At 70.9% G+C, this 15957-nt stretch carries 14 protein-coding genes; 4 read left to right on the top strand and 10 right to left on the bottom strand.

Annotated elements, in window-relative coordinates:
- Nucleotides 1–45 precede the first annotated feature (45 nt).
- From F4553_RS29880 to F4553_RS29850, 7 genes are all read right to left on the bottom strand, one after another.
- Entirely contained in the window at nucleotides 46–1065 is a 1020-nt protein-coding gene (locus tag F4553_RS29880) for a branched-chain amino acid ABC transporter permease (protein WP_184842586.1), read from the bottom strand.
- Nucleotides 1062–1940 carry a branched-chain amino acid ABC transporter permease gene (locus tag F4553_RS29875; RefSeq protein WP_184847094.1) on the bottom strand — a complete coding sequence of 293 codons (879 nt, stop codon included), beginning with the start codon at nucleotides 1938–1940 and terminating at the stop codon, nucleotides 1062–1064. The genes F4553_RS29880 and F4553_RS29875 overlap by 4 nt, the downstream gene beginning before the upstream one ends.
- A 14-nt stretch (nucleotides 1941–1954) precedes the next feature.
- Nucleotides 1955–2668, bottom strand: coding sequence for an ABC transporter ATP-binding protein (locus F4553_RS29870; RefSeq protein WP_184842583.1), 714 nt, complete (start codon nucleotides 2666–2668; stop codon nucleotides 1955–1957).
- Nucleotides 2665–3459 (bottom strand): ABC transporter ATP-binding protein, encoded by a 795-nt coding sequence (locus F4553_RS29865; protein ID WP_312875441.1) that lies wholly within the window; start codon nucleotides 3457–3459, stop codon nucleotides 2665–2667. The genes F4553_RS29870 and F4553_RS29865 overlap by 4 nt, the downstream gene beginning before the upstream one ends.
- A gap of 266 nt (nucleotides 3460–3725) precedes the next feature.
- Nucleotides 3726–4814: an acyl-CoA dehydrogenase family protein gene (locus F4553_RS29860; RefSeq protein WP_184842578.1), complete on the bottom strand. Its 1089-nt coding sequence runs from the start codon at nucleotides 4812–4814 to the stop codon at nucleotides 3726–3728.
- Complete coding sequence (locus F4553_RS29855; RefSeq protein WP_312875440.1) at nucleotides 4811–5995, bottom strand: acyl-CoA dehydrogenase family protein; 1185 nt, start codon at nucleotides 5993–5995, stop codon at nucleotides 4811–4813. Before F4553_RS29855 ends, F4553_RS29860 begins: the two co-directional genes overlap by 4 nt.
- A 130-nt stretch (nucleotides 5996–6125) precedes the next feature.
- Nucleotides 6126–6869 (bottom strand): IclR family transcriptional regulator, encoded by a 744-nt coding sequence (locus tag F4553_RS29850; RefSeq protein WP_184842575.1) that lies wholly within the window; start codon nucleotides 6867–6869, stop codon nucleotides 6126–6128.
- 155 nt (nucleotides 6870–7024) lie between these two features.
- Between F4553_RS29850 and F4553_RS29845 the strand changes: the two genes are divergently transcribed.
- On the top strand, nucleotides 7025–7987 hold the full coding sequence (locus tag F4553_RS29845) for a polyprenyl synthetase family protein (protein WP_184842572.1): 963 nt from the start codon (nucleotides 7025–7027) through the stop codon (nucleotides 7985–7987).
- A 225-nt stretch (nucleotides 7988–8212) separates the two neighbouring features.
- Complete coding sequence (locus F4553_RS29840) at nucleotides 8213–9403, top strand: metallophosphoesterase (protein ID WP_184842569.1); 1191 nt, start codon at nucleotides 8213–8215, stop codon at nucleotides 9401–9403.
- 112 nt (nucleotides 9404–9515) lie between these two features.
- On the opposite strand, the gene F4553_RS29835 is transcribed toward F4553_RS29840, so the two are convergent.
- From F4553_RS29835 to F4553_RS29825, 3 genes are all read right to left on the bottom strand, one after another.
- Entirely contained in the window at nucleotides 9516–10295 is a 780-nt protein-coding gene (locus F4553_RS29835) for a maleylpyruvate isomerase family mycothiol-dependent enzyme (RefSeq protein ID WP_184842566.1), read from the bottom strand.
- A 76-nt stretch (nucleotides 10296–10371) separates the two neighbouring features.
- Nucleotides 10372–10713, bottom strand: coding sequence for a hypothetical protein (locus F4553_RS29830; RefSeq protein WP_184842563.1), 342 nt, complete (start codon nucleotides 10711–10713; stop codon nucleotides 10372–10374).
- Nucleotides 10714–10866: 153 nt separating this feature from the next.
- Nucleotides 10867–13608, bottom strand: coding sequence for a glycoside hydrolase family 3 N-terminal domain-containing protein (locus F4553_RS29825; RefSeq protein ID WP_184842560.1), 2742 nt, complete (start codon nucleotides 13606–13608; stop codon nucleotides 10867–10869).
- Between the two features lie 189 nt (nucleotides 13609–13797).
- Here F4553_RS29825 and F4553_RS29820 point away from each other — a divergent pair, with 189 nt between their 5' ends.
- Together F4553_RS29820 and F4553_RS29815 are read left to right on the top strand one after the other, a co-directional pair.
- Nucleotides 13798–14634 carry a glycosyltransferase family 8 protein gene (locus tag F4553_RS29820; RefSeq protein ID WP_184842557.1) on the top strand — a complete coding sequence of 279 codons (837 nt, stop codon included), beginning with the start codon at nucleotides 13798–13800 and terminating at the stop codon, nucleotides 14632–14634.
- A 76-nt stretch (nucleotides 14635–14710) separates the two neighbouring features.
- Nucleotides 14711–15835: an LCP family protein gene (locus tag F4553_RS29815; RefSeq protein WP_184842555.1), complete on the top strand. Its 1125-nt coding sequence runs from the start codon at nucleotides 14711–14713 to the stop codon at nucleotides 15833–15835.
- The last annotated feature ends 122 nt before the right edge of the window (nucleotides 15836–15957 follow it).

The raw sequence follows: 15957 nt of genomic DNA, 5'->3' as shown, positions 1-15957 counted from the left end.
TCCGTGGATCTGCGGGAGGGGGTTACGGTGCACTTCTCCCGGGGCTCAGGACCGAGCCCCGGTGAGCTTGCGGAAAAGACCCTGGATGCCGCCGGGAGCGGCGATCATGACGACGATGAGGGTGAGCCCGAAGACGGCGAGCGAGAGGTTGCCCTCCAGCCGCTGGGCGGCCGACGGCGAGAGGCCCTCGGTGAGGGTGTGGGTGAGGTCCGGCAGCACCACCAGCAGCAGGGCCCCCCAGACCGCGCCGGTGAGGCTGCCGAGCCCACCCACGACCACCGCCATCAGCAGGAACAGCGACAGCGTGAGCGAGTAGGCGCCGGGCGAGACGCTCTGCGTGACGACCGCGAGCAGGCCGCCGCCGAGCCCGGCGCAGGCGGCGCTGACGACGAAGGCCGAGACCTGCGTCCGCGCCACGTTGATCCCGGCGAGCCGCGCCGCGACCTCGTTGTCCCGCACGGCCCGCAGGGTGCGGCCGTAACGGCTGTGCACGAGGTTGGCGAGGAGCAGCGCCACGATCAGCGCCGTGCCGAGCGCGATCCAGGCCTGCCAGCGTTCGAGCGGGAAGGTGAGGCCGAGGCTCGCAGGCGGCGGGTCCAGATAGACCGAGAGCCCCTGGTCGCTGTTGAAGACCTCGTCGAACGCGGTCGTCAGCGCCGGGATCGTCACCGCGACGGCGAGGGTCACGCCGGCGAGGTAGGGCCCGCGCAGCCGAGCGGCGGCGAGCCCGATGACGAGCCCCGCGATCACGGTCGTCAGCACGGCGGCGAGCAACGAGACCGGCAGCAGCCAACCGCCGCTGAAGCCTTCGTCGCTCAGCATGTTCTGCGCGATCGCCACCGTGTAGGCGCCGACCGCCATCAGCGCGCCGTGCCCCAGCGAGAGCTGGCCGTTGAGTCCGGTGAGGACGGTCAGCCCGGCGGTGGCGCAGAAGTAGGCGGCGACGGTCGCGAGCTGGAAGCTGCGGAACGGCTCCAGTGTGGACGTGACGGCGAGGAGCACACCGGCACCGGCGAGGGTGTAGAGGAGGTGGCGCAGAAGCGTGGAACGGATCGGCATGGTCATACCTGCCTCGTCGCGATGCCGGAGAAGAGCCCGCCCGGGCGGATGAGCAGCACCGCGAGGAGCAGTGCCAGCGCGGCGATCGGCGTGAGGTCGCTGCCGAGGTAACCGCTGACGTAGGACAGCACCAGCCCGACGGCGAGGCCGCCGACGACCGCGCCGGGCGGGCTGTCGAGCCCGCCGACGACGGCTGCGGTGAAGGACGAGACGAAGACGAGGTCCATCGCGTTGGGGTGCAGGCCCAGCTCGGTCGGGATGACGAGCATCCCGGCGAGGGCCCCCACGGCCGCGGCGAGCGCCCAGCCGAGCGTGAGCATGCCCGCGACTTTGACCCCCAGCAGTCGCGAGACCTCCGGAGCGAAGGCTGCGGCTCGCATGCGAAGCCCCATCTCGGTACGCGTGAACAGCGCCGCCAGCACCGCGACGAGCACCACGACCGCACCGAAGACGAACAGGTCGTAACGGCTGACCAGGGACACCCCGCCCACGACGATCGCGTCCCGGGTGAAGGGCGTCTCGATCGGCCGGAACTCGTTGCCGTAGACCATCCCGAGCACCGCCTGCAGCAGCAGCACCAGCCCGAGCGCGACGATGACGGCGTTGAGCGGGGCGGTGTGCGCGACGAACCGCATCACCGTGCGTTCGACGGCGGCCCCGAGCAGCAGCCCGCCGACGAGGGCGGTGGCGAACCCGAGCCAGTAGGACCCGGTGGCGGCGGTGACGGAGTATGCGGCGTAGGTCGTCGCGACCGCCATCGCACCCTGGGCGAAGTTGACGATGCGTGCCCCGCGCCAGATCAGCACCAGCGCGAGCGCGAAGGCGGCGTAGACGGCGCCCCGGGAGAGCCCGTCGACGGTGAGGAAGAGCCAGCGATCCACGTCAGTCACTCCGCTCAGAATCCGAGGTAGGCATGGCGAAGGTCCGCGTCGTCGCGGAGTGCCGCGGCATCCGCGTCGGCGACGACCTTGCCGAGGGAGATGACGACACCTCGATCGGCGACGGAGAGCGCACTGCGTACGTTCTGCTCGACGAGCAGCACCGCGAGGCCCGTGTCGTCGCGCAGGTGGCGTAGCAGCGCCATGATCTGCGCGGTGATCCGTGGAGCGAGGCCGAGCGACGGCTCGTCGAGCAGAAGCAGGCGCGGCTTGGCCATCAGGGCCCGGCCGATGGCGAGGAGTTGGCGCTCCCCGCCGGAGAGCTGGTGACCGGCACTGCGGCGGCGACCGGCGAGCGGGGCGAAGAGCTCGTAGATCTCCTCGACGTCACGGCGTGCGTCGCGGGCCCGCCAGAGGCCGCCGAGCCGCAGGTTCTCCTCGACCGTCAGCTCCTCGACGATGCCGCGCCCCTCGGGCACGTGTGCCAGCCCTCGCCGGACGACCTGCTCGACGGCGACCCCGCGCAGGTCGGCGCCGTCGAAGCTGATCGTCCCGGCCGCGGGTCGGACGAGCCCCGAGATGGTACGCAACAGCGTGGACTTGCCCGCACCGTTGGCCCCGAGGACGGCGACGATGGTCCCGGCCTCGACGGCGAGGTCGACCTCGTGCAGCACCGGTGCGGCGCCGTAGCCGGCGACGAGCCCGCTGACCGCAAGGAGCAGCTCGCTCATGCCTGGTCCCCCGATTCGACGACGGCACCGAGGTAGGCCTCCGCGACGGCCGGGTCATCGCGGACCTGCTGCGGCGATCCGGTGGCGATGACCCGGCCGAAGTCGAGCACCACCACCTCGTCGCAGAGCGACATGACGAAGTCCATGTGGTGCTCGACGAGCATCACCGAGGTCTCGCCGCCGTCGCGGGCGGGGAGTCCCGCGACGAGCTGCTGGAGCTCGGAGATCTCGTCGGCGCCGAGGCCGCCGGCCGGCTCGTCGAGCAGGAGCAGCCGGGGCTTCGCCGCCAGCGCCCGGGCGATGGAGACCTTCTTGCGCAGGGCATAGGGCAGGGTGCCGGGCGAGGCGTCGGCGTGCTCGGCGATGCCGAGCTCGGCGAGCAGCTCCATCGCGGCGTCACGGATGCGGCGCTCGTCGCGGTCGCTGCGCGGCAGCCCGAGCAGCGCCGAGGCGAACCCGGCCCGTGCCGTGTGGCTCGCGCCGATCATCACGTTCTCCACCACGCTGAGCCCGGCGAAGAGTCCGACGCCCTGGAGGGTGCGGCCGATGCCGAGCGCGGCGAGCCGATGCGGTCTGGGGCGCAGCGGGCGACCGTCGAGGGTGATGGTGCCGCTGGTCGGCCGGACGAAGCCGCAGACCACGTTGAAGAGCGTGGTCTTGCCCGCGCCGTTGGGCCCGATGACACCGAGGATGCGGCCGGGCGGGCAGCGCAGCGTCACGCCGTCGAGCGCGACCAGGCCGCCGAAGCGCACTCCGATCCCGTCGAGCGCCAGACCCGATTGCTGGTTCACCCGCGCTCCCTTCACCGTCATTGTTATTACACTGGGAGTGTATATTTAATGAGCGCTACGTCAATGCCTTGTTACGGCCTCGTAACGCGCACCCGCTTCCGGCCGAAACGCCCGCCGTTTGGCACCAACTCTTGAAGAGTTGGTGCCAAACGGCGCCTTCCCTGCACACGCGCGACCTCGGCGATGACACCAACTCTTCAAGAGGTGCGGCGATCGTGGATCGCGAAGCGATCCGGGTCGTCGGCGAGGCACCGACCCGACGGCACTCAGGCCGGGGGCAGGTCGACCATCGCGGCCAGCGCCGCGCGGTGCCGGTCGGCCGTGCCGAGGCCGATCGCCGAACTCTTGGCCCGCTTGAGATACAGGTGCGCCGGGTGCTCCCAGGTGAAGCCGACTCCACCATGGAGCTGCACGCACGTCTCCGCCGCCAGCACCGCGACCGGCCCGCAGTAGGCCTGGGCCAACGAGGCCGCGACCACCGCCTCCCAGCCGCCCGCACCGGCGCACACCGCCGCGTGCCGAGCGACCGCCCGAGCCTGGGCGACCTCGACCCAGACATCGGCGAGACGGTGCTTGACCGCCTGGAACGAGCCGATGGGCCGGCCGAACTGGTGCCGCTCGCGGACATACTCCACCGTCGTGTCCAGACACCACTGCGCGACGCCGACCTGCTCCGATGCGAGCAGCGCGGCACCGGTGACGAGCGCGGTCACCACCACCTCGGCGGCCGCGTCGCCCCGCGCGAGCAGCCGCCCGTAGGCGCCGGAGAAGCTCAGATCCGCGAGCGGCCGGGTCTGGTCCAGCGAGACGACCGGCTCGCGCACGGCCTCGGCCGCGCTCACCGCGAAGAGCCCACCAGCCGTGGGTACGAGCAGCACGTCCGCCGTGAGCCCACCCGCGACCGCCCGGACCGTGCCGGTGAGCACGGAACCGTCGGCATGCACCGTGTGCGGCGGGGCAGCCGGTCCCGACGAGAACGGCACGGCGAGTGCCGCCTGCTTCTCCCCGCTCGCGACGACGGCGAGCAGCTCGGCGTCCCGGCTGGCGAGCAGGGCGGCCGTGGCGATCACCGCGCTGCTGAGATAGGGCACCGGCGCCACGGCCCGGCCCAGCTCCTCCAGCACGACGGCGGTCTGGTGGAAGCCCGCTGCGGCACCGCCGAACTCCTCGGGGACGGCGAGCCCGGCGAGCTCCATCTCCGTCGCCAGGGTGTGCCAGAGCGCGGGGTCGGCCGTCTCGGCGGTCTCGGTGCGCCGCAGCACGTCCGGCCAGGCGCTGCGGGCACCGAGCATCGCCCGCAGGCCCGCCCGCAGCTCGACGTCCACATCGGAGTAGAGCAGGTCGGTGCTGGTCACTTGGCGAGGTCCTTCCAGGCGAGGTCGAGGTCGCGACGGGGTTCGGCGGGCAGGCCGAGAACGCGCTCGGCCACGATGTTGCGCAGGATCTCCGAGGTGCCGCCCTCGATGGAGTTGCCCTTGGCCCGCAGGTAGCGGTGCGTGGGCGAGCGGTCGAGGAACTCCACCGCGCCCGGCATGCGCAGGGTCCAGTCGTCGTGCCGGAGCCCCTGCTCACCGAGGATTTCCAGTTCGAGGCCGGTGATCTCCTGCGCGACCGCGGCGTAGGAGAGCTTCACCGCCGACCCTTCCGGCCCCGGCTCCCCCGCGGCGAGCTGCTGGCGCACCCGCTGTCCGGTGAGCCGGATCGCCTCGGCTCGCACCCAGGCGCGCAGCAGCGCGTCGTGGGCGCCCGGCGTACGCAGATCGGGGCGGGTGCGCCAGGTCTTGGCGAGCACCCCGATCAGGCCGCCCTCGCGCGGGATCGCGCCGCCGCCGATGCTGACGCGCTCGTTCATCAGGGTGGTGCGGGCGACCGCCCAGCCGTCGCCGACCTCGCCGAGACGCAGGTCGTCGCCGAGCCGCACACCGGTGAGGAAGACCTCGTTGAACTCGGTCTCGCCGGTGAGCTGCCGCAGCGGCCGGACCTCGACACCCGGGGCGTGCATGTCGCAGGCGAAGAAGGTGAGCCCGCGATGCTTGGGCACGGTTGGATCGGTGCGGGCGAGCAGGATGCCCCACCGCGAGCCGAAGGCCTGCGACGTCCAGACCTTCTGCCCGTCGACGACCCAGCCGTCGCCGTCGCGGACCGCCCGGCAGGCGAGCCCGGCCAGGTCGGAGCCGGCACCGGGCTCGCTGAAGAGCTGGCACCAGACCTCCTCGCCCGTCCACAGGGGACGGAGGAACCGCTGCCGCTGGGCTTCGTTGCCGTGGTGCAGCAGGGTCGGTGCCGCCATGCCGAGGCCGACGGAGATCTTGCGGGGCCGGTTGTCGGGCGCACCGGCCGCGGCGAAGGCGGCGTCGACGGCGGGCTGGAACACCCGGGAGACGCCGAGGCCGCCGTGGCCCTCGGGGAAGTGCAGCCAGGAGAGCCCGGCGTCGAAGCGGGCACGCAGGAACTCGAGGCGGTCCCCGCGCGGGTCGTGGTCGGCGAGGAACGCGCTGACCAGGGCGGAGAGTCGATCAGGGATGGACTCGGTCACGGACGGCTCCCGAAATGTATTTGCACTGAGAATGCAAATATAGGGGCGGGAGCCCTCGCTGCCAAGCCCCCTCGGCCGGACGCCGCCTCGCGGGACCGGGGCAGCGGGGGGATCCGGCGACACCCCCAGGTCAGGCCGCCGGACGTTGCCGATCCCGAGTGCCGGTGCCGATGCCGCGGACGGCGAGGGACGCGGCGTAGGCGATCTGGCGCAGGAGCCTCCCGAGGTGCCAGCCGGTGATGAGATCCTGGCGGCCGCCGAGCGAGAGCGCGGCGATCACGTCGCCCCGGGGACCGATGATCGGGACGGCGACCCCGGCGAACTCCTCCGCGACCTCCCGTCGACAGACCGCGAGCCCGTCCCGGCGGACCCTGGCCAACGGGGCATCCTCCAGCTCCACCCGCTGCTCGCCGTCCGGCCCCATCGCGAGCAGCACCTGACCGGCCGCGGTGGTCCGGGCCGGCATCCGGTAGGGCTGCTGTCGCAGTGCGGCGTGGTGCTCGTGGGTGAAGATGCTGTCCAGGACGACAACCTCGTCCCCGTCGAGGACCGCGAGGCTGGTGACCTGGCCACCGCTGCGGCGGTGCAGGTCGACGAGGTGGGGCGCGACCGCTCGGCGCAGGATGGTGAACTCGCCCCGCTGTCCGTGATGGATGGTCTCGGCGAACTCCCGGGCGAGGTGGTAAAGCTCGCCTCGGCGGACCACCGCCTCCGTCTCCAACAGCATCGTCAGGATGCGGTGCATGCTGGACTTCGGTACGAGAGCGGCGCGGGTCAGCTCGGAGAGGGTCATCGGGCGGCCGTTGCAGGCGAGTTCCTCCAGCACCCGCACCGTACGCGCAACGAGGCCGGTGGGATCACGGTGGAAATCCATGGTCAGGCCCTCCCGTCTGGGGTTGCGGACCTGGTCAACCGTATGCATCCTCCCCGGCCTTCCGCCCACCTCGGTGGGAGACCACCGGGGTGGGCGTTCCGCGCCACGGCACGCCCCCTTGCGACCACGACAGGCCGCAGCGTTTCGTCATAGGCATGTCGAACTCGACGCTGCGCGCATCCACCGGTCTCCGCGGGCAGTTCGACGACGCGCTCGCCGCCTTTCTCGACGCCCGCGCCGCCGACTGGCCCGACACCGTGCCGGGACCGCTGCCGCAGCTCATTCGCCGTTTCATCCTCGCGGGCGGCAAGCGGTTGCGCCCGTCGTTCTGCTACTGGGGCTGGTCCGCGACCAGTCGGACGCCCGAGCCCGGACTGATCTGCGCGGCGGCGTCACTGGAGCTGTTCCACAGCTTCGCGCTGATCCACGACGACATCATGGACGCCAGCGACCTGCGCCGGGGTGAACCCACCATGCACCGCTCCCTCGCCCGCCTGTACGCCCACGAGTCCGAGGCGGCCGCCGAGCGGATGGGCGGCAGCCTCGCCATCCTCGCGGGTGACCTCTGCGCGATGTGGTCGGAGCAGATGTTCCACGAGTCCGGGCTGCCCGCCGGGGAGCTCGCCGCGGCGCTGCCCTGGCTGGTCCTGATGCGCAACGAGATCATCCTGGGCCAGTTCCTCGACATCACCGCCGCCGACGGCACGACGGCGAGCTGCGAGGAGATCATCAAGTACAAGACCGCCCGTTACACCGTGACCCGGCCGCTGCAGATCGGTGCGGCGCTCGCCGGGGCCGATCGGCGGCTCATCACCGGTTTGGCGGGCTTCGGCGATCCGCTGGGCGCGGCCTTCCAGCTCCGCGACGACCTGCTCGGCGTCTTCGGCACACCCACCGACACCGGCAAGCCGGACCTGGACGACCTGCGCGCGGGCAAGCCGACGATGCTGATCGCGATCGCCCGCCGGCGCGCCCGCGCCACGCAGTCCACCCGCATCCGGGACCTCTACGGCAGCCCCGGCCTCGACGAGTCCGGTGCGCGCACGCTCCGCGCCGCCATCACCGACACGGGGGCCGTCACGGCCGTCGAGACGATGATCCAGCGGTCGAGACGATGATCCAGCGGCGGTACGCCGAAGCGCTCTCCCACCTCGCCGCGCTGCCGATCGACGCCGGTGCCCGTACCGGCCTGATCGCCCTCGCCGAGGCGGCCGTCTTCCGTACCGCGTAGGCACCCGTGATCCCGGAGTACTGTTGCCGATAACAGACCGCTGTCCTTTTGTTAAAAGACCGTCGGTTCGTTATTATCGGTGCACCACCACCGCGATCGAGGGGCACTACGGATGTCAGACAGCGAATCGCTCCCCATCAACACCGGCCGGAGCGTGGGGCAGGTGCTTCGCCCGTTCATCTTCGGCGGGGTGGTCCTCCTCGTGCTCGCCGCCCTCTTCGGCCTGCCCTGGTGGGCGCTGGTCTCGGCCTCGACCGACTGGCCCGCCCCCGTCTTCGCCATCGGCACCGCCGTCTTCGCCGTGGCCGTCATCGCCTTCCCCGTCCTGATGTACCTCGGCCATCGCGGCGGCGGCGCCGACTGGGCGGCTCGGATCGCCGACACGATGCTCGGCGTGGTCTGGGTGCTGTTCACCTGGACCCTGCTCAGCAACGTGCTCCGGCTCGGGCTCATCGTCGCCGGGGTCGACAACCCGGTCCGCTCCCGGATCGTGGCCGTCGCCATCGTCGCCGTCGCGGTCCCGCTCATCATCTGGGGCGCCGTCGAGGCGATGCGGGTGCCGCGCCTGCGCCACGTCGAGGTGACCCTGCCCCGGCTCGGCGCCGGGCTCGACGGGACCAGGGTCGTCGTGCTGACCGACACCCACTACGGCCCGATCAACCGCGCTCGCTGGTCGGCCGGGGTCGCCGCGGCCGTAAACAAGCTCGACCCCGACATCGTCGTCCACGCCGGCGACATCGCCGACGGCACCGCGGACAAGCGGCGCGAGCAGTCGGCGCCCCTCGGCACGATCCGGGCGAAGATGGCCCGGGTCTACGTCACCGGCAACCACGAGTACTACAGCGAGGCACAGGGCTGGCTCGACCGGATGGGCGAGCTCGGCTGGGACCTGCTGCACAACCGCCACGTCGTGGTGGAGCGCGGCGGTGACCGGCTGATCGTCGCGGGCATCGACGACGCGACCGCCGCCGGTTCCGGACTCCCCGGCCACCGCCCCAACCTCGACGGCGCGCTCGCCGGCACCGACGCGTCCCTGCCCGTGCTGCTCGTCGCCCATCAGCCCAAGCAGGTCCGCGAGGCGGCAGCGGCCGGAGTCGACCTGCAGATCTCCGGCCACACCCACGGCGGCCAGATCTGGCCCTTCAACTTCCTGGTGAAGCTCGACCAGCCCTCGGTCCAGGGCCTGAGCCGCCACGGTGAGCGCACGCAGCTCTACACGAGCCGAGGCACCGGCTTCTGGGGTCCCCCGCTACGCGTCTTCGCCCCCAGCGAGATAACGGTCCTCACCCTCCGCACCGCCTGACCCCCAAAAATTCGCGTTGATCAAGGGAAGACTCGCCGCATATCGGACCCTCGACATGGTGAGTCTTCCCTTGATCAACGCGAATTAGGGGCTTGCGCGGCGTGGGGGGCGGTCAGGTGAGGGAGACTCGGTCCAGCCAGAAGTCGAGCAGGGCGGTGTCGCCGGTGACCTGGACTCGAGGGCTGGTGACCGGCTGGCGGCGGTAGAAGACCGCCAGCACGTCCAGGAGGTTGCCCGCGAGGGTGACCGTCGCCCTTCCCTCGCCTTGGCGCCAGGTGAAGCCCTCGGCGCCGCAGTCGATGTGCCACGACTGGCCCGTGTCGGTCGCGACCAGCAGCAGGGACTCCCCCAGGCCGCGCAGGTCGGCGAGCTTCGGGATCGCGCCCATCGCCTGCAGGCCGGTGAAGAGCTCCAGCAGCTCGTCGATGGAGTCGGCGGCGAGGTCGAGGTCGAGCTTGTAGTCGACGCCCAGCGCGATCGACGCGTCGAGTCGGTGGATGACGATGTCGTGCAGCCCACGGCGTACCCAGGGGAGGGTTGTCCAGGGAATGCCCCAGACCTGAGCCTGCACGTCCGGACCGGCCTTGCGCATCGACTCGACATAGCGGGCGGCGCCCTCGGCGAACCAGGCCTCGATCGCGGCCGGGTCGTGGCTCGCCGGGCCGGTCAGCTCGGCGACCTGCTCGGCGGGGCTGTCGACCGCCTCGCCGGTCCGCACGGCGGTCTCGACGGTCCGGAGGTTGCCGCCGATGTGCCGCACCAGCGTCTCCAGTGTCCATCCTGGACAGGTCGGCACCTCGACGGCGAGGTCGGCGCCGCGGATCAGGGTGCGGAGCAGCTCGGTCTGCGCCACGATCTCATCGCAGTAGCGGCCGTGTCCCAGCAAAGTCATGAGGGCACATTAAGGGCCGACGATACCTGCGTCCAGCGCGATCGAGATTGTCCGCACGTCGCGAGAAAGAGCCGCCTCAGTAGGCGAAGTCGCGCTCGGACCCCTCGGGCCAGACGATCTCGGGCTCGGCGTCCTCGTCCATCGTGTTGCGGCGGGCGATGAGGGCGTGCTCGGTGAGTTCGAGCTCGGAGAGGACGCCGCGGACCACCGCGAGCGCCTCCTGCCACTGCTCGGGCCGGACGTAGGCGAAGACATTCATCGTGCCGGTGCCGATGTCGCCGCCGTCGAGCTCGCCGAGGTCCTCCTCGGTCAGCGCGGCGTCGATCGCCTCTTCGAGCTGGTAGCGCAGTTCAAGGTCGTCGTCACTGCGTCCCGTCGGAAGCTGCACGATCAATTGCTCGGTCAGGTTGTCGCTCACGCCGACCAATCCTGCCCCACCCGCCCCGTCCGCCCCCACCCGGGGTGATCAAGCCCGTAAGCCCCGAATATTCGCGTTGATCAAGGGAAGACTCACCATGTCGAGGGTCCGATATGCGGCGAGTCTTCCCTTGATCAACGGGAATTGGGGCGGTTACGCGACGGCGCAGAGGGTGCCGTTGAGGGTGAATGTCGTGGGGGACGGGTTCGTCGCGGTGTAGGTGGCGTTGAAACCCAGGCCCGTCGACGCGCCGGGAGCCAGGGTGGCGTTCCAGCTCAGGTTGGTGGCCGTGACGTTGGCGCCGGACTGGGTCCACGTCGCCGACCAGCCCGCGCTGATCTGCTGGCTGCCGGGCCAGGTGAAGGCGAGCGTCCAGCCGTTGATCGTGGTCGTGCCGGTGTTGGCGATCGTGACGTTGGCCCCGAAACCGCCACCGCCCCAGGTGTTGGGCACGTAGGTCACCCGGCACGTCGCACCACCGCCGGTGCCGCTCGTGGTGAAGGTGACCGCGCCGGACGCCGACGACTGGTTCCCGGCCGCGTCGCGGGCGCGGGCACGCAGCGTGTACTGCGTCGACGGCGACAGGCCGGTCAGGGTCGCCGTCGGGCCGCTCACGGTGGTGACGACGGCGTTGGCGGCGTTGAGCACGTCGTACCCGGTGACGCCGACGTTGTCCGTGGACGGGGTCCAGGTGAGGGTGGCGCCCGTCGCGGTGATGGCGGTCGCGGTCGGCGTACCCGGCGTGGTGGGTGGGCTTGTGTCCACACTCGACAGGGTGGTGAAGGTGACGGCGGACGACGGGCTGGACTGGTTGCCGGCCGCGTCGCGGGCGCGGGCCCGCAGCGTGTACTGCGTCGCGGGCGAGAGCCCGGTGAGCGTGACGGAGGTGCCGCTCGCCGTGGTGACGACGATATTGGCGGCGTTGAGCACGTCATAACCGGTGACGCCGACATTGTCGGTCGACGCGGCCCAGGTGAGCGTCGCGCCCGACGAGGTGATGCCCGAGGCGACGGGCGTGCCGGGTGCGGTCGGCGGCGACGTGTCGACGGCGCCGTAACCGAGCCCGAAGCCGTAGGGGAAGAGGCTCGCCTGCCCGTCGCCGTCGTTGATGGGCTGCTGGCTCGCGCTGTTGGGCCAGGTCATCGGCGTCTTACCGGTCGGCGCGACATCGCCGAAGAGCACGTCGGCCACGCCCTGCCCCTCGGTTCCGGGCAGCCAGGCCGCGACGAGCGCGGCCCAGTTGGCGAGCTGTCCGCTGATGTCGAGCGGCCGTCCGGAGACCAGGACCACCACGACGGGTACGCCAGCCGCGCGCAACGTGCTGATCGTGGTGAGATCGGTGCTGTCCAGCCCCATCGCGCCGGTCCGGTCGCCCTGCCCCTCGGCGTAGGGGGTCTCCCCCACCACGGCGATCGCGACGCGATAGGAGCTGTCGATCCCGGACCCGTTGGCGCTGTAGGTGACGGTGGCGCCGGAGCCGACCGTGCTGCGGATGCCCTGCAGGATCGTGGTGCCGGGCGTGGTGGCACCGGAACCGCCCTGCCAGGTGACGGTCCACCCGCCGGACTGGTAGCCGATGTTGTCGGCGCTCTTGCCGGCGACGAAGATCTTGCCGCCGGTCTTCGCCAGCGGCAGCAGGTTGCCGGAGTTCTTCAGCAGCACCTGGGACTGGGCGACCGCGCTGCGGGCGAGGTTCCGGTGCGCCGCGCTGCCGACGGTCGAGGCGTAGGACCGGTCGGCGAGCGGGTGCTCGAAGAGGCCGAGCTCGAACTTCTTGGTGAGGATGCGCTTGACGGCGTCGTCGATGCGGGCCTGGGTGACCCGGCCCGCCTGCACCTCGGTGCGCAGCAGCGAGATGTAGGTCTTCCAGCTGGTCGGAGCCATCACCATGTCGATGCCGGCGTTGATGGCGGTACGCACATCGGTGCCGGACAGTCCGGTGGCGCCGTCGATCTGGTCGACGCCGTTCCAGTCGGAGACGACGAACCCGGTGAAGCCCAGCTCGCCCTTGAGGACGGTATTGATGAGGAACTGGTTGCCGTGCAGCTTGGACCCGTTCCAGCTGCTGTAGGAGATCATCACCGAGCCGACGCCCCGTTGCACGGCGGCCTGGAACGGCGGCAGGTGGATCGCTCGCAGTTCGGCCTCGCTGATCTGCGTGTTCCCCTGGTCGACGCCGCCCGTGGTGCCGCCGTCGCCGATGAAGTGCTTCGCGGTGGCGAGCACCGAGGCGGGTGCGCCACCGAGGGTGCTGCCCTGCAGGCCGGTGACGATCGTCGTCATCGAGGAGGCGAGTTCGGGCTTCTCGCCGAAGGATTCGTAGGTACGCCCCCAGCGGTCGTTGCGGGCGACGCAGAGGCAGGGTGCGAAGTTCCACTGGATGCCCGTACCGGTGACCTCCTCGGCGACCGCCCGGCCGATGCTCTGCACCAGGGCCGGGTTGCGGGTGGCGCCGAGCCCGATGTTGTGCGGGAAGATCGTCGCGCCGACCACGTTGTTGTGCCCGTGGACGGCGTCCACCCCGTAGATCATCGGGATGCCGAGCGGGGTGGCGAGCGCCGCGTTCTGGAACCCGTCGACCATGTCGGCCCAGGAGGCGGCGTTGTTCGACGACGGAGCGGAGCCGCCGCCGGAGAGCACGGAGCCGACGCGGTAGGAGGTCAGCTCGGCGGTGGTGACGGAGGCGCGCTCGGCCTGGGTCATCTGGCCCAGCTTCTCGTCGAGGCTCATCCGGCCGAGCAGGTCGGCGACGCGGGTGGCGACCGGCAGCGACGGGTCCTGATAGGGAAGGACTGCGGCTGCGGCACCACCGGGGACGGCGAGGGCGGCGGCAGCGAGGGTGAGTCCACAGAGGGCGGTGAGCCATCGGCGGCGGGACGGGATCGTTTCGGGCACGACGAACTCCCTGGACAGTGATGAGTATCAGTGTCCGGAGTCTAGGCGTGCCGTGGGAGCGCTTCCATACGCGTCCCGCGTTACGGGAAGGTTAACGTGTTCTGCATGATCCGCAAGTACTGAACTATTTAGGTTAAGAATTGGACTCAGGACGCCACTTTCCATGCAACATTTGCTATATAGCACGGCATGGATATCGCTTTCGCCTTCGACGAGACCTACGCCGACCACGCGCAGGTGGCGATCGAAACGGTGCTGGAGACCCACCCGCACCGCGACGACCTCACGATGTGGCTCCTCACCAGCGAAGAGGCCGCGAAGAGGCGGGAGCGCTCCCTGGAACGACAGCTCGCGGGCCGGGCCCGGCTGCGCCTGCTCACCGCCGGCGACGAGTTCCGCTCGCTGCCGAGCTCCAAACACCAGGAGCTCACATACATCACCCCGGGGATGTACCTGCGGCTGCTCCTGCCCGAGCTGATCGGCGACGGCGCGCAGCGGCTGCTCTACCTCGACGCCGACATCCAGGTGTGGAGCGATCTGAGTCCCCTGTGGGAGGTGCCGATGGACGACGAGGTGCCGCTCGCCGCCGTCCGCGACGCCTTCAGCGGCACCTTCGAGTCCTACGGCGGAATGCCCGGTGTGGATGAGCGGCACGACCCGCAGGCGCCGTACTTCAACTCCGGCGTACTGCTGATCAACCTGCCGGTCTGGCGGCGCCAGCGGATCACCGAGCAGTGCCTCGCCTACCTCGCCGAGCACGACGGCAACCTGCGCTTCCCCGACCAGGACGCGCTCAACCTCGCCGCCTACGGGCGCTGGGTGCGGCTGCCGCACTACTGGAACCACATGCACAGCCACAGGATGGAGCCCGCGCTCAACGAGCAGGACCCCGCGGCGGTGTGGGACATGCGGATCATGCACTTCGCCGGGAAGCGCAAGCCGTGGACCGAGGACTTCCTCCCCGGCGTACGGCAGGAGCGCTATCGCACCCTCCTGGGCAGGGTGCACGCCTTCGCCGCCGAGTGAAGGTGAACATCGCGTAGCGAACCGAGCGCGCATCGACGTCCGTCGGTAGGCTGAACTCCGACGGCGGGAGGCCCCCATGACGCGTCGATTCCGGTGGATCGCTGTGGTGATCGGTGTCCTGCTGGTGCTGGCCGCGGGTTCCGTGGTCGCGATCAACCTGGTCCGGGACCGGGTGGACGGCGCCATCCCGCAGGCCGATCTCTTCGGGCCCGGCGAATCGCCGTCCGCGTCGCCCAGCATGTCACCGAGCCCGTCGCCCCCGGCCGGTGCCGACATCACCGGGCCGCTCAACATCCTCATTGTCGGGATCGACACCCGCGAGAGCCAGCCCGGCTGGGTGCCGCACGCCGACGCCGTGATGATCCTGCACGTCGCGAAGGACCTGACCAGCGCGTACCTCACCTCGCTCCCCCGCGACCTGGTGGTCGAGATCCCGGCATTCGCACCGGCCCGGTTCGGCGGCGAGCGCTCGAAGCTCACCCACGCGATGAGCTACGGCTCCCGGGTCCCCGGCAGCAACCGGGCCGATCCGCGCCAGGGCTTCCAGTTGGTGGCGACGGCGGTGAGCCGCTACACCGGCATCGCCCGCTTCGATGCGGGCGCCCTGATCACCTTCAACGGGTACCGCAAGCTGATCGACGCCCTCGGCGGTGTCGACCTCTACATCGACCAGAAGGTCGTCTCGATCCACATCCAGCCCGACGGCAAGCACCGCAAGGCGTGCGGCCGCTGCGAGCACGGCTACTCCGGTCCCCGGGTGACCTATGCCAAGGGGCAGGCGCACCTCGTCGGCTGGCAGGCGCTGGACTACGCGCGCCAGCGCTACACCGCGGGCAGCGACTATGCGCGGCAACGGCACCAGCGCCAGCTCATCAAGGCGATGCTGGTCAAGGCCGCCGCGACGAACCTGCTCACCGACCCGGCCGCCCTGGACCGGATCGTGACGGCGCTCGGCAGCACGCTCATCGTGGACGGTCGCGGGCGACAGCCGACCGAGTTCGTCTACGCCCTGCGCAACGTCAGCCCGGCCGGGATCACGCTGGTGGGCCTGCCCGGCTACGGCCTGTTTCCCGGCGGCCGCTACATCGGCGAGGCCCTGACCGGCAGTGTCCAGGCCGGGTACTTCGCCGCGCTGCGAGCGGACCGGCTCGACGCATGGGTGACCGCACACCCCGCACTGGTCAACGCGATCCGCAACTAGCGGCCCCCGCATCAGCGCGGGGGAATGGATCGCGCTGGTGGGCGTACCCACCGTGGTATTCGCGGTCGCGACCGTCGGCGTGCATCGACGTGACCCGCACGCAGGAGTTGGTGGAGATCGGC

It is taken from the genome of Allocatelliglobosispora scoriae, assembly GCF_014204945.1.
Classification (GTDB): domain Bacteria; phylum Actinomycetota; class Actinomycetes; order Mycobacteriales; family Micromonosporaceae; genus Allocatelliglobosispora; species Allocatelliglobosispora scoriae.
This window is presented reverse-complemented; position numbering and strand designations above follow the sequence as displayed.

Bases quoted from the DNA above. Each gene is read 5' to 3' on its own strand.
- F4553_RS29880 (WP_184842586.1), bottom strand. From the start codon at position 1,065: ATGACCATGCCGATCCGTTCCACGCTTCTGCGCCACCTCCTCTACACC.
- F4553_RS29870 (WP_184842583.1), bottom strand. From the start codon at position 2,668: ATGAGCGAGCTGCTCCTTGCGGTCAGCGGGCTCGTCGCCGGCTACGGC.
- F4553_RS29850 (WP_184842575.1), bottom strand. From the start codon at position 6,869: ATGGATTTCCACCGTGATCCCACCGGCCTCGTTGCGCGTACGGTGCGG.
- F4553_RS29845 (WP_184842572.1), top strand. From the start codon at position 7,025: ATGTCGAACTCGACGCTGCGCGCATCCACCGGTCTCCGCGGGCAGTTC.
- F4553_RS29840 (WP_184842569.1), top strand. From the start codon at position 8,213: ATGTCAGACAGCGAATCGCTCCCCATCAACACCGGCCGGAGCGTGGGG.
- F4553_RS29835 (WP_184842566.1), bottom strand. From the start codon at position 10,295: ATGACTTTGCTGGGACACGGCCGCTACTGCGATGAGATCGTGGCGCAG.
- F4553_RS29820 (WP_184842557.1), top strand. From the start codon at position 13,798: ATGGATATCGCTTTCGCCTTCGACGAGACCTACGCCGACCACGCGCAG.
- F4553_RS29815 (WP_184842555.1), top strand. From the start codon at position 14,711: ATGACGCGTCGATTCCGGTGGATCGCTGTGGTGATCGGTGTCCTGCTG.